At 47.2% G+C, this 14,475-nt stretch carries 12 protein-coding genes; 7 read left to right on the plus strand and 5 right to left on the minus strand.

Annotation, left to right across the window (positions count from 1 at the left end; genetic code table 11):
- From F8N00_RS09165 to rpmH, 5 genes are all read right to left on the minus strand, one after another.
- Window positions 1-366 (minus strand): FAD-dependent oxidoreductase (locus tag F8N00_RS09165; protein WP_421018087.1); only part of this gene is annotated, 366 nt, incomplete at its 3' end.
- 43 nt (window positions 367-409) lie between these two features.
- Window positions 410-1,792, minus strand: coding sequence for a tRNA uridine-5-carboxymethylaminomethyl(34) synthesis GTPase MnmE (gene mnmE / locus F8N00_RS09170; protein WP_075643173.1), 1,383 nt, complete (start codon window positions 1,790-1,792; stop codon window positions 410-412).
- Window positions 1,793-1,939: 147 nt separating this feature from the next.
- Entirely contained in the window at window positions 1,940-2,794 is an 855-nt protein-coding gene (yidC, locus tag F8N00_RS09175; RefSeq protein WP_035395434.1) for a membrane protein insertase YidC, read from the minus strand.
- 104 nt (window positions 2,795-2,898) lie between these two features.
- Window positions 2,899-3,249, minus strand: coding sequence for a ribonuclease P protein component (gene rnpA / locus F8N00_RS09180; RefSeq protein WP_023469862.1), 351 nt, complete (start codon window positions 3,247-3,249; stop codon window positions 2,899-2,901).
- A 166-nt stretch (window positions 3,250-3,415) separates the two neighbouring features.
- Window positions 3,416-3,550, minus strand: a complete 135-nt coding sequence (gene rpmH / locus F8N00_RS09185; RefSeq protein WP_012371910.1) for a 50S ribosomal protein L34 — start codon at window positions 3,548-3,550, stop codon at window positions 3,416-3,418.
- 737 nt (window positions 3,551-4,287) lie between these two features.
- Between rpmH and dnaA the strand changes: the two genes are divergently transcribed.
- The 7 genes from dnaA (at window position 4,288) to F8N00_RS09220 (ending at window position 14,252) form a co-directional block, all read left to right on the plus strand.
- Window positions 4,288-5,679, plus strand: coding sequence for a chromosomal replication initiator protein DnaA (dnaA, locus tag F8N00_RS09190; RefSeq protein ID WP_023469863.1), 1,392 nt, complete (start codon window positions 4,288-4,290; stop codon window positions 5,677-5,679).
- Window positions 5,680-5,870: 191 nt separating this feature from the next.
- Window positions 5,871-7,004 carry a DNA polymerase III subunit beta gene (gene dnaN / locus F8N00_RS09195; RefSeq protein WP_023469864.1) on the plus strand — a complete coding sequence of 378 codons (1,134 nt, stop codon included), beginning with the start codon at window positions 5,871-5,873 and terminating at the stop codon, window positions 7,002-7,004.
- A 161-nt stretch (window positions 7,005-7,165) separates the two neighbouring features.
- A complete protein-coding gene (gene yaaA / locus F8N00_RS09200) occupies window positions 7,166-7,387 on the plus strand; it encodes a S4 domain-containing protein YaaA (RefSeq protein ID WP_023469865.1) in 222 nt (73 codons plus the stop codon).
- A 1-nt stretch (window position 7,388) separates the two neighbouring features.
- The gene (recF, locus tag F8N00_RS09205; protein ID WP_023469866.1) at window positions 7,389-8,543 is read left to right on the plus strand and encodes a DNA replication/repair protein RecF; all 1,155 of its coding nucleotides are present in this window, start codon (window positions 7,389-7,391) and stop codon (window positions 8,541-8,543) included.
- A gap of 10 nt (window positions 8,544-8,553) precedes the next feature.
- Window positions 8,554-10,467, plus strand: coding sequence for a DNA topoisomerase (ATP-hydrolyzing) subunit B (gene gyrB, locus F8N00_RS09210; RefSeq protein ID WP_200864062.1), 1,914 nt, complete (start codon window positions 8,554-8,556; stop codon window positions 10,465-10,467).
- A 27-nt stretch (window positions 10,468-10,494) separates the two neighbouring features.
- Complete coding sequence (gene gyrA / locus F8N00_RS09215) at window positions 10,495-13,107, plus strand: DNA gyrase subunit A (protein ID WP_075643172.1); 2,613 nt, start codon at window positions 10,495-10,497, stop codon at window positions 13,105-13,107.
- 101 nt (window positions 13,108-13,208) lie between these two features.
- Window positions 13,209-14,252 carry an HD-GYP domain-containing protein gene (locus tag F8N00_RS09220; protein WP_075643171.1) on the plus strand — a complete coding sequence of 348 codons (1,044 nt, stop codon included), beginning with the start codon at window positions 13,209-13,211 and terminating at the stop codon, window positions 14,250-14,252.
- The last annotated feature ends 223 nt before the right edge of the window (window positions 14,253-14,475 follow it).

The raw sequence follows: 14,475 nt of genomic DNA on the forward strand, positions 1-14,475 counted from the left end.
ACGTAAAAGCAAATTCGGTTCATCCTCGAGCGCTTTTTTCATTCGGTTTTGGTATTCGAATTTATCCGCCTGTGCCCGTAGTGCTCGCACGGCAGGACCTTTTGATGTGTTTAACATTTTCATTTGAATATACGTTGCATCGATCGCGCGTGCCATTTCGCCACCGAGCGCATCGATTTCCCGGACGACGATTCCTTTTGCAGGACCACCGATCGACGGGTTGCAATACATGAATCCGACCATATCGGGATTCATTGTCAACATGACCGTTTTCGAGCCCATTCGTGCCGCAGCAAGAGAGGCTTCGATGCCGGCATGTCCGGCTCCGACGACGATGACGTCGAATTCACCTGCTTGATAAGCCATAGTACTGGTTCCTCCTTCTTATTCCACACGCAGTCGTCTCGAATTATTTCCCGAGACAGAACTGCGAAAACAACTGATCCAATAAACTATCCTGTGCTGTATCACCATTGATTTCGCCAAGCGTATCCCACGCTCGTCGTAAATCGATCTGTACCATGTCGATCGGCATCGATGCTTCTGCTGCACCGAGAGCATCTTCAATCATTTGACTCGCTCGTTTGATGAGCTGGATGTGACGCGCATTTGAGACGTACGTCATATCCTGACTTTCGACACCCTGTTCAAAGAACAGACTCGCAATCGCTGCTTCGAGATCGTTGACGCCTGCTTCTTCGAGCAAGGATGTCGTGACGATTGGTCGACCATCAGCAAGCTCCGTGACACGCGCTAAGTCAATCTGTTGCGCCAAGTCACTCTTGTTGACGATGATGATCGCGTTCATCCCTTTGATTGCTTCAAACAGCAAGACGTCCTCATCCGTCAGAACATCATTCCCGTTTAGGACGAGTAAGATTAAATCGGCCGTCTTCAAAGCCTGACGCGACTTTTCAACACCCATCCGTTCGACGATATCTTCCGTCTCGCGAATCCCTGCCGTATCAATCAACTTCAACGGTACACCGCGAACATTGACGTACTCCTCGATCGTATCGCGTGTCGTTCCCGCGATATCCGTGACGATGGCCTTTGCTTCTTGCACCAATGTGTTGAGCAAAGACGACTTTCCGACGTTCGGACGACCGATGATCGCTGTGGATAACCCTTCGCGCAAGATTTTTCCTTGGCGTGCCGTTGTTAATAACTCTGCCAAAATCGCGCGGACAGCACCAGCATCACGTTCGACGATCTGTTGCGTCATCTCTTCTGCATCGTATTCCGGGTAATCGATGTTGACTTCGATCGCAGCAATCGTCTGTAACAATTGTTGACGTAAGTCTTGGACGAGTTTTGAGAGACGTCCTTCAATCTGACTGACGGCGACATGCATCGCTCGGTCCGTCTTCGCCCGGATCAGATCCATGACGGCTTCCGCTTGTGATAAATCGATGCGTCCGTTCAAGAACGCACGTTTCGTAAATTCACCAGGTTCCGCCAGCCGGACTTCCGGTTGGGCGAGGATGAGTTCGAGGACACGATTGACCGCGACGACTCCTCCATGACAATTCAATTCGATGACATCTTCACGTGTAAACGTCTTTGGTGCGCGCATGACACTCACCATCACTTCATCGACGACACGGTCCGCCTCATGGTCGACCAATTTCCCGTAATGAATCGTATGGGTTGGTACTTCCGTCAAGCGGTTGCTCCCTTTATAAACACGGTCGGCTACAGCGACTGCATCAGGACCTGATAAGCGCACGATCGCAATCGCCCCTTCTCCCATCGGCGTCGAAATCGCGGCAATCGTATCAAATTCCATCATCCGTTCTTCCACCTCGTTTTTCTTCTGTCTTTTTATGAGTATTTAATCCTTAATCGTTGCAATGGGTATAACGAAACAACTATACACGAAATGACGCAAAAGAAAAAGAGCGACACTCTGTCAAAACAAAGCGTCGCTCTTCACGTATTAGCGTTTCTTTTTCGATTTTTTAGGAGCCGGAGCTGCTTGTGCTGCTTCTTTTTCACGTTTAGCAGCCATTGTTGCTTCCGTCTGCAACTTAATCTTTTCACGCATCGGCTTCATGATGACGATCGTGACGATGATCGAGAAGATGTAACCGACGACCCAGTAAAGCGAAAGGGCAGATGGGAGTGTAACACCCATGATGAAGATCATGATTGGGAAGACGTAGAGCATGATTTTCATTTGTGGATTGTCTTCTTGACCTGCCATCGAGATCTTTTGTTGCAGATACGTCAGTACTGCAGACATGATCGGCAAGATGAAGAATGGATCCGGTTTCCCAAGGTCGAACCAGAGGAACGTATGTTGGAAAATAGCCGGTGTATAAATGATGGCGTTATAGAACGCGATCAAGATCGGCATTTGGATCAAGATCGGTAAACAGCCTGCGAGTGGATTGACGTTGTGCTCTTGGTAGAGCTTCATCATTTCCTGTTGCAATTTCTGTTGCGTCTCTTGGTCTTTTGAGCTGTATTTCTCACGAAGCTTCATCATTTCAGGCTGGATGACTTGCATTCCACCCATACTCTTCGTTTGTTTGATCATCAATGGAAGGATGACAAGACGAACGAGAAGTGTCGTAATGATGATTCCGATACCGTAATCACCGCTAAAGAACTGTGAAATCTCACGAATCAACCACGCCATCGGCCAAACGAAGTAATGTTTCCAAAAACCTTCTGTGTCTGCTGTGATCGGTTCACCTGTACCATACGTGCTAGGTGTACAGCCGGATAATACGATCGCGAGCACGGACATGAGTCCGAGAGTTAACCAAATCTTAGTTCTCTTGTTCATAATTCCTCCTAGAAATTGTTTACGCTTTGTCGAACGCCATCTTCTTCTATAGTAAGGCAAGGAAAGGGAGCGCCGTACAAATCAACAGGATGCATTGCTACGATTCATTTTTTTGATCGCATCCAGACACCGGAACGTTTGAGGACGTGACGGAGACTGTCAGCCACTTCTTGCGCGGTCATCTTCGCGGCCGGATTGCGCGCGATGATCACCAAATCATAATTCGGGGCAATCGAGGCTTCATGCTGCTGGCATGCTTCCCGAAGATACCGTTTCACCTGATTCCGGACGACGGCATTCCCGATTTTCTTACTGACGGATAAACCAACCCGAAAGTGAGTCTGTTGCTCCTTTTTCAAGGCATACACGACAAATTGCCGATTTGCGACAGAGGCTCCTTTAGTAAACACCGCTTGGAACTCCTTGTCTTTCTTGACGCGGTATTCCTTCTTCACCTTATTCACACTCCATCCTGACACTACGAAAATTCGTCGTCTCTCATCATATCATAGAATAAACATGCGACGCGATAGGGCGCATGTGACAAAAGCACGAACACACGAAAAAACATAAAAAAAAATCACCTCGGACCATGCCCGAAGTGATGGATGCATCAATGCATTAGACAGTCAAGGCTTTGCGGCCCTTAAGACGGCGAGCAGCCAAGATACGGCGGCCACTCTTCGTAGCCATACGCGCACGGAATCCGTGAACTTTTTTACGCTTACGGTTGTTTGGGTTGAAAGTTGGTTTCATTCGTCTGCACCTCCTTTAAAAGATCTTTATAACCAATTGTTATTTTCTACTTTAAGGCAGTCTTGTACATTATATAAACTGATTGTGGCATTGTCAATGAAAGTTCAGAAGATTTCTTGTCCTGCTTAAGGGAGTTCTAGTTTGAAAACAGGCAATAGGATTCGACTGTGCAAACTCTATTACGCGATAGAATACATATGGGTCATAGAGGGGATGTTTGTAGACTTATCCACCTATCCACAGACTTATCCACATTATCCACACTTTCCGTGGATAACTCTTCACTTTGTCTACGATAGTATTTTTTAAAATCGACGTCAATCCTCGATTTTGGATTTCCTTTTTCCACTTCTTTTGTATTTTGTGAATAACTCTTTTTCAACGCTTCCTCTTTCGAAAAGTTATCCACCTCTTATCCACAATTTATCCACACTATCCACAGCTTGTGGGTAACTACCTGTGGACGGTTTAATTTACTTGTGGATAAATCATTCCAACCATTGCCAGGGCTCATTTCTTTTGATACACTAATTGTGCATAACATGATCCTGATCGTTCAGGACAAAACAAGTTATACACACCCTGTGGATAACTTTATACACAGATTCAACTGCCTGTGGATAACGTTATCCACAGTTTTTACGTTATGGGGATAAGTCGAGTTTCTTCATTAACTTTGTCTGTGTATAAGCCTGTGTACAAAAATTTTCTATCTTGATAAAAAAAGGGGGGTATTTATGAAAAACGCTGCCGAACTTTGGCATAATGTCTTATCTGTGATCGAGGAAGAGGAACGAACACCGAAAGCTAGTTATGATATGTGGTTAAAATCCACAGAAGGCGTCACGTTAAATGGAACGACACTACTCGTTTCAGCACCAGCTGCGTTTACGGTGACATGGCTCGAGCGCCAGTACTTATCTTTACTCGAAGACACAGTTGAGGAAGTAACAGGAAGCCGACTCGATATTCAGTTCATTGAAGAGGGACAAGCGAAGAAAATGCTCGATCGACAAGAAGAGGAACGTGTTGAGGCAACACCGACTCCGAAATCACGTCCATCGAACATGCGGAGACCAACAGAGGAACTGACGATGAGTGAACTCGGACAATTGAATGAGAAGTATACGTTCGATACATTCGTCATCGGATCGGGGAACCGTTTTGCGCATGCCGCTTCACTTGCTGTTGCGGAAGCGCCTGCTAAAGCATACAATCCGCTTTTCATCTATGGTGGCGTTGGTCTTGGCAAAACCCATCTGATGCATGCCATCGGACAGTACGTTCAAGATCAAAATCTCGGGACACGGATTGCCTATGTCTCTTCTGAACGCTTTACGAATGACTTCATTAACTCCATCCGTGATAATAAGACGGTTGAGTTTCGAAATAAATACCGTAACATCGATGTCCTCTTAATTGATGACATCCAGTTCCTTGCGGGCAAAGAACAGACGCAAGAAGAGTTTTTCCACACATTCAATGCCTTGCACAACGACCAAAAACAAATCATCATCTCAAGTGACCGACCACCAAAAGAGATTCCAACGCTTGAAGATCGGCTTCGTTCTCGTTTCGAATGGGGATTAATCACCGACATCACGCCACCGGATCTCGAGACACGGATTGCGATTTTACGGAAAAAGGCGAATGCGGAGCAACTTGACGTCTCAAACGAAGTCATGCTTTACATCGCAAGTCAAATTGATACGAACATTCGGGAGCTCGAAGGGGCGTTGACGCGTGTCATTGCCTATGCGAATCTCGTCGGGCGACCAATCGATCCAAATGTCGCTGCAGAAGCCTTGCATAACATCATGCCGGTCGCTGAACCGCGTAAAGTCACGATTCGTGACATCCAGGAGTCGGTCAGTAAACATTTCAACTTACCGTTTGATGATCTGAAGGCGAAGAAACGGACGAAATCGATTGCCTTCCCACGTCAAATCGCGATGTATCTTTCACGTGAGATGACAGAGAGCTCTTTACCGAAAATCGGAGAGGAATTCGGGGGACGCGACCATACGACCGTCATCCATGCCCATGAAAAGATCAGCATGTTGATCAAATCGGATGGGGAAACGGGAAAAGTCATCGAACAAATCAAACATGAATTGAAGCATTCGTAAAACTGTGGATAAACATGTGGATAAAGTAGGGTAGTTATCCACAACTTATCCACACCGTTTTTGGCTTTATACCAAGTTATCCACCGACTTATCCACACTATCCACAGCCCCTAAGACTATTATTAAAAAAATATATTATTATGTTATGATGGGCGCATGCCCATTATTTTCGAGAGGAGTCTAACGACGATATGCATATCACCATTCAACGCGAAGCTTTAATTCAAGCAGTACAAGATGTAGCCAAAGCGGTCTCATCCCGCACGACGATTCCGATTCTGACAGGAATCAAACTCGAAGCTCATGGAGATGGTATGACGCTGACAGGAAGCGATACAGAAATCTCGATTGAACGGACGATCTATGCAGAAGAGAATGGAACATCCTATGTCACGGTTCACCGTGCTGGTAGTGTCGTCTTGAATGCCCGCTTCTTCGGCGATATCGTCAAAAAGATGCCAAAAGACGAAGTCACACTCGAAGTCTCACCGAACTTCATGACACGGATTCAGTCAGGAACAGCGGAATTCCATTTGAACGGTCTTGATCCAGATGAGTTCCCACGCCTTCCGCAAGTCGATGGGGGACAACGTTTCCGTTTACCGGCTGATCTCTTACGTTCGATGATTCGCCAAACAAGCTTTGCTGTCGCTGTTCAAGAAACACGTCCTGTTCTGACAGGTGTGAACTTCTCAGCTGACAAAGGCATCTTGACGTGTGTCTCAACGGATAGTCACCGTTTAGCCCTTCGTCGTGCTCAGTTTGAGACAGATACAGATATCTCGTTCCAGAACGTCATCGTTCCAGGGAAGAGCTTAAATGAATTATCGAAGTTGCTTGGGGATGGTCATGTGGATATCACGATCACGAACCAACAAATCTTGTTCAAGATGAAACACGTCCTCTTCTTCTCGCGTCTACTCGACGGAAACTATCCGGATACATCACGTTTGATTCCAGAAGAGTACCGGACAGCTGTCCGCATGAATGCGAAAGAATTGCTTCAAGCGATCGATCGCGCGTCGCTGCTTGCACGTGAGGACCGTAACAATGTCATCAAGTTCGCAGCTGAAGGAACGACAGCGGTCGAGATCTCTTCGCATTCACCAGAAGTCGGGAAAGTCTCGGAGCAAGTCAGCATCCTGTCGCTTGAAGGAGAAGAGCTGAAAATCTCGTTCAACTCGAAGTACATGATGGATGCCTTGAAGGCGCTTGACGCGACAGATATCGAAATCCAGTTCACGGGTTCGATTCGTCCATTCATCTTGCATCCAGTCGATCAAGATAACGTCCTGCAACTGATTCTTCCAGTACGGACAGCATAAGCATCAACAGAAAATACGTGACAAGACGGGTTCGATCGTTTCGACATCGGACCCGTCTTTTCGTATACCGTATATACGTTCGGGGATTTTGCTAAATCGTCTAATGTTTAGTACAATAAAGAGTACGTCATTTATAATATGTAGGTAGGAGGAGTCAATCCATGCAAGAAATCAGAATTACAACGGAATACGTCACATTAGGGCAGTTCCTGAAGCTATCGGATATCATCTCAAGCGGAGGACAAGCCAAACCGTTTTTAGCAGAGGTACCGATTCTAGTCAACGGCGAGGTCGATCAGCGACGTGGTCGTAAATTACGGGATGGAGACATCATTGATGTAGAAGACTACGGTCAGTTCATCATCAAGAACGAGGGCAACTAACGTGCGGCTGGATTCAGTCCGACTCAGTCATTATCGCAACTATGACGCACTCGAACTGTCATTCTCCGAAAAAACGAATGTCCTGATTGGTGAAAATGCACAAGGGAAGACGAACTTATTGGAAGCGATCTATGTCCTCGCTCTCGCGAAGTCGCACCGGACGACGCATGACAAGGAACTGATCGGTTGGGACCAGGAAACAGCGCGCGTCGAAGGACGTGTCGTCAAGCGGACCGGCTCCCATGTTCAAGAGATCGTCATCTCGGGTCGCGGGAAAAAAGCAAAGCTGAATCATCTAGAGCAACGACGCTTGAGTGATTATGTCGGGGCACTGAACATCGTTTTATTCGCCCCGGAAGATTTGCATATCGTCAAAGGCAGTCCACAAGTCCGTCGGCGATTTCTCGATATGGAGATCGGTCAAGTCAGTCCGGTCTATCTGCATGAATTGAGCCAGTACCTGAAAGTGTTGAAGCAGCGAAACGCATTGCTGAAACAACTGTCCATGAAGGGAGGAGACGAGACCTTCCTTGATATCTTGACGGAGCAAATGATTACGCTAGCCGTTAAAATCGTTCAGCGCCGCCATCATTTCATGGCCCAGCTCGAAAAATGGGCACGACCGATTCATGACGGAATCAGTCGTGGACAGGAAGAACTCGCGCTCATCTATCGTTCGGACACATTCGGCGACGAATTACTCGATGTCGAAGGAATGACTGCGTCCTACACGCGGAAGTTTGGTAAAATAAAAGAAAATGAAATCCGAAGAGGAGTTACGTTGTTTGGACCACATCGCGATGACTTCGAGATGGAAGTCAATGGACGAAACGTCCAAACGTATGGTTCACAAGGACAACAACGGACAGCAGCTCTCTCGTTAAAGCTTGCGGAGATCGAATTGATTCATGAGGAAGTAGGGGAATATCCACTTCTTCTGCTCGACGATGTCTTATCCGAGCTTGATGATCATCGTCAAACACATTTGCTCGATACGATGCAACAAAAGGTCCAGACGATCCTGACGACGACAAGCGTCGACGGGATTGCGCATGAAACGATCAACCAAGCGAAGTTGTTCCACGTGAAACAAGGGACAGTCGATTTGGAAGAGACATCATATAAAGAAACAGTAGGTGAGAAAACCGATGAGTAATCATGAAGATATGGAATTGGAACAAGGGTACGGTGCCGATCAGATTCAAGTACTTGAAGGATTAGAAGCAGTACGTAAACGTCCAGGGATGTATATCGGCTCGACGGCATCAAAGGGTCTCCATCACCTCGTATGGGAGATCGTCGATAACTCGATCGATGAGGCGCTCGCAGGATACTGTGACACGATCAAGGTCACGATTGAACCAGGAAACTCGATCTTAGTCGAGGATAACGGACGTGGTATTCCAGTCGACATTCAAGAGAAGATGGGTCGTCCTGCCGTTGAAGTCATTTTGACAGTCCTCCATGCCGGTGGTAAGTTCGGCGGCGGCGGATATAAAGTATCGGGCGGATTACACGGTGTTGGGGCTTCGGTCGTTAACGCTCTGTCGACGAAACTTGAAGTGTTCGTCAAACGGAACGAGAAGCTGTATTATCAAGCGTACCATCGCGGTGTACCAGCGCAAGATCTCGAAGTAATCGGAACATCAGAAGAGACAGGAACGACGATTCGTTTCTTCCCAGACGGTGAGATTTTCCAAGAGACGCTCGAGTATGACTATGATTTGCTAGCAACACGCCTTCGCGAGCTTGCTTTCTTGAACAAAGGCCTGAAGATCATCATCACGGATGATCGTGCGGATGAGCCGATGACACGTAGCTTCCACTATGAAGGTGGAATCAAGTCCTACGTCGAGCACTTGAACCGTTCAAAAGAAGTCGTTCATGCGGAACCTGTCTATGTACACGGAACAAAAGATGGCATCGAAGTCGAAGTCGCGCTTCAGTACAACGACGGATTTGCGTCAAACATCTACTCGTTCACGAACAACATCCCGACGCATGAGGGTGGTACGCATGAGACGGGCTTTAAGACAGCTCTGACACGCGTCATCAATGACTATGCGAAAAAGTTCGGTTTGATGAAGGATGCGGACGGTACGTTATCCGGTGAGGACGTACGTGAAGGAATGACCGCGATCGTTTCCGTCAAACACCCGAACCCACAGTTCGAAGGTCAGACGAAAACGAAACTCGGGAACTCCGACGCGCGTACGGTTACGGATTCACTCTTCTCTGGTGCGTTTGAGCAGTTCATGCTCGAAAATCCGACGAACGCACGCGCAATCGTCGAAAAAGGGATGATGGCGTCGCGTGCCCGCATGGCAGCGAAACGCGCCCGTGAACTGACACGCCGTAAAGGTGTTCTCGAAGTGAGCTCGCTTCCAGGTAAACTGGCCGACTGTTCGTCACGTGATGCGTCGATTTCCGAATTGTACATCGTCGAGGGTGACTCGGCGGGTGGTTCTGCGAAATCCGGACGCGATCGTCATTTCCAAGCAATCTTACCGATTCGCGGTAAAATCTTGAACGTTGAGAAAGCACGTCTTGATAAGATTCTCGGAAGCAATGAGATTCGGACGATCATCACGGCACTCGGAACAAGTATCGGTTCTGAGTTCAATATCGAAAAAGCACGCTATCACAAAGTCATCATCATGACCGATGCCGATGTCGATGGTGCCCACATCCGGACACTCTTGTTGACGTTCTTCTACCGTTACATGCGTCCGCTTGTCGAGCATGGGTATGTCTATATCGCTCAGCCACCGCTATACGGGATCAAACAAGGGAAGAACATCACGTACGTGCATAACGAACGTGAATTGACAGAGGCGCTTGCAGCGCTTCCTGAAAACGCACGGTACGACATTCAGCGCTACAAAGGTCTTGGGGAGATGGATCCAGAGCAACTTTGGGAAACGACGATGGATCCAAGTGGTCGTCAAATGTTACGTGTCGAGCTTCAAGATGCGATCGAAGCGGATGAAGTCTTTGATATCTTGATGGGAGATCAAGTCGAACCACGACGCGACTTCATTCAATCACACGCACATTACGTCAAGAACCTGGATATTTAACGCTGAACAGAGAGGGTGGCCAGAAGCATGTCCGAACAAAATCACGGAATCATCAAGGATATTAATATCAGTCAAGAGATGCGTACGTCCTTCATGGACTACGCGATGAGCGTCATCGTCGCACGTGCTCTTCCGGACGTACGGGACGGCTTAAAACCCGGACACCGCCGGATTCTCTATGCGATGAACGACCTCGGTATTCGTGCCGATAAACCACATAAAAAGTCTGCCCGTATCGTCGGGGAAGTCATCGGTAAGTATCACCCGCACGGGGATTCTGCCGTCTATGACACGATGGTCCGCATGGCACAAGACTTCAGCTACCGTTACGAACTCGTCGATGGACACGGAAACTTCGGGTCTGTCGATGGGGACTCGGCGGCTGCGATGCGATATACGGAAGCTCGTATGTCAAAAATCGCGATGGAGATCGTTCGCGATATCAACAAAAACACAGTCGATTTCAAAGATAACTACGATGGTTCGGAACGCGAACCGGAAGTCTTACCGTCACGCTTCCCGAACTTACTCGTCAACGGTTCGAGCGGGATCGCGGTCGGAATGGCAACGAACATTCCACCACATCAGCTTGGCGAAGTCATCGATGGTGTCTTAGCCTTGTCGCACGACCCAGAAATCACGATCCAAGAACTGATGCAGCACATTCCGGGACCTGATTTCCCGACAGCTGGTGAAATTCTTGGTCGGAGCGGGATTCGTCGCGCTTATGAAACAGGACGTGGCTCAATCATCGTCCGTGCGAAAGCAGAAATCGAACAGACGAAGAAAGACCGGGAACGGATCATCGTGACGGAGCTGCCTTATCAAGTCAATAAAGCCCGCCTCGTTGAAAAGATTGCCGATCTCGTTCGCGAGAAAAAGATTGAAGGCATCACCGATTTACGGGATGAGTCAGATCGCCGCGGTATGCGCATCGTCATGGAAGTTCGTCGTGACGCCAATGCGAGCGTCATCTTAAATAACTTGTATAAACAGACGTCGATGCAAACGACGTTTGGTGTCAACATGCTTGCGATCGTCGGCGGACGTCCGAAAACATTGACGCTCAAGGAAATGCTTTATCATTACCTCGAGCATCAAAAAGAAATCGTGCGTCGTCGGACACAGTTCGATCTTGAAAAAGCAGAAGCACGTGAACACTTGCTCGCCGGTCTACGGATTGCACTCGATCATTTGGATGAAGTCATTCAAATCATCCGCGGGAACCGGACAGCGGACGCAGCACGTGAACAGTTGATGGAGCGTTTTGCGTTATCCGAGAAACAATCACAAGCGATTCTCGATATGCGCTTGCAACGCCTGACAGGTCTTGAACGGGAGAAGATCGAAGCAGAGTATGACGAAATCATGCAATTGATCGCGGAACTGAACCGCATCCTTGCGAGTGAGGAAGTCTTGCTTGATTTAATCCGGACAGAGCTCGAGGAGTTGAAAGAACGTTTCAACGACGAACGTCGGACGGAAATCCGCATGGACCACATCGAATTCGAAGATGAAGATTTGATTCCGGAACAGGATATCATCATCACGTTGACAAGCAGTGGCTACATCAAACGGATGACGACGGATTCGTACCGGACACAACGCCGCGGCGGACGTGGGGTTCAAGGAATCGGAACGAACGACGAGGATTACGTCACGCGTCTCTTGTCTTGTTCGACGCACGATACGATTCTATTCTTTACGAACCGCGGAAAAGTCTACCGGATTCGTGGATACGAAGTACCAGAGATGAGCCGGACATCAAAAGGTGTACCGATTATCAACCTCATCCAAATCGAACGCGACGAAAAGGTCGAGACGATGATTCCAGTCAACTTCAAACGTTATCTCGAGGAGCAACAAGCAGCTGAAGCACCTGTCGAGGTGATCGAAGGAGAGATTGAAGAGACGGAAGAAACGCTCGAAACGGAAGAAGTCGTTCAAGATGAGCAAAAATCATTGATCTTCATGACACGTAAAGGACGCGTCAAACGTTCACCGTTGTCTGCGTACGCACGGATCAACAAAAACGGTTTGATCGCGATTCGATTGTTTGAAGACGACGAGTTGACATCGGTTCGTCTCGCATCGACGGACGATGAAGTCTTTGCTGTTTCAACAAGTGGGAAAGCGATTCGTTTCCCAATCACGAATGTCCGCTCGATGGGACGTGGCGCTCGTGGTGTCAAAGCGATGACGTTACGTCCAGACGATTTCGTCGTCGGGATGGAACTTGCACGTGATGCCCAAGATGTTCTTGTCATTACGGAAAAAGGATTCGGTAAACGGACACCGATGACCGAGTTCCGTAGCCAGTCTCGTGGTGGTAAAGGATTGATCGCGAGTAAGGTGACAGAACGCGTCGGTCAAATCGTTGCCATGCGAATCGTTGATGTCGATGATGACATCATGATCATGACAGAGAGCGGTATCGTCATTCGGACAGACTCGCAATACATTTCACGTGTCGGCCGGAATACCCAAGGGGTGAAGGTCATTCGAATCGAAGAAGGTGACCGTGTTGCGACGGTTGCGAAACTGAAACGAGAAGAGACTGATGAAATGGAAGAAGACACTGACATCGTGTCTGAAGAGAATGTAGTCGAATCGGATGCTCCAGAAGAAGCGGAAGAGTAAGCAAGACGTCAGCAAGGAAGCAGCAGAGTGATACTACTCTGCTGCTTTTATCTACATATATAGATAGAAAGAAAATAAAATAAAAAAGGAGACGAAACGATATGCGAGTGGCAAGTAATCAATTACGCATCGGGGATCGTTTAACGGAACCCATCTATTTACATACAGATCATCCAATCGTAGAAGCAGGTAAAAAGATAGGGACGGATGAGTTGCGACGGATTCAACGATTTTTGATTAAAGAAGTCGTCATCGAAGATCGACCGGATCTAATCGAAAGCGAGGAGGTGCAAGCTGAAACCGTAGCGGCTCATACAGAAAATCCGTTTGAAGCATTCATTCGTTCTTACAATAAAGTCTTCATGTCATGGGAACAGGGAATAAAGCCGAATGTGTATGAAGCATTGAGCTGGGTCAAACAGTCCGTTCCAGAACGGATTACGAGACAAGATGTCTTACCATTCTTCCTCGAGCGAGGAACGGAAGCTTATACAGTTCGACATGCCATCTATCGAGGGGCAATTGCGCAAATGCTTGCTGAAGCAGTCGGAAAAGATCGGAAATTAATCCATGAGTTATGGACAGCTTCTTATTTTGCTGACTACGGTCTCGCGCGAATCATGGAATGGCGTCATACGAAACGCTATGAAGCAATGCAACAAGAAATCTTCCACCGGCACCCCGCAATGGCATATCAAGCATTGCAAAAGGAGACGATCATTTCAGATACGGTCAATCGCTTGATTGTTCAACATCATGAACGACTAGATGGAACGGGTTATCCTTTAAAGGTAAAGGGAGATAAGATTACGGATCATAGTCGACTTTTTATTGTGGCAGATGTCTTTGCTGCGATGACAAGTTGGCGTCCATATCGAGAAGCATATACACCGTTTGATGCATACCGTCATTTAAAAGCACGACCGATGCAATATTGCTCGAAGTATGTCCTATTGCTCGGACAGTTACTTTTACCAATCGAAGTCGGTGATCGTGTCCTGATGAGTAATGGAAAGATTGCAACGATCGTTCGAAAGAATACAATTTTTGATCGACCTGTTATTTCATATGAAGAACAAGGACGGATGATAGTCATTGATTTAATGGAAGAACGGCAACATAGCATCATTCAGTTGATGGATTAATAGGAAATACGTAGCCTCTTGAGCCGGAATCGTAAGGTTCAAGAGGCTTATTCATGATTTTAAAAACAATTTTAAAATAAGTGTTGCACAATAATAAAACGCATGATATATTATTACATGTCCTTAACAACGACAAGCGCTTGAAACAAACAAAAAAACAATTTCAAAAAAGTTGTTGACTTCTTGTTTCAAACTTGGTATTCTAATTGAGTCGCCAAAACAG

It is taken from the genome of Exiguobacterium sp. A1_3_1 (genome assembly GCF_048985645.1).
Classification (GTDB): domain Bacteria; phylum Bacillota; class Bacilli; order Exiguobacteriales; family Exiguobacteriaceae; genus Exiguobacterium_A; species Exiguobacterium_A indicum.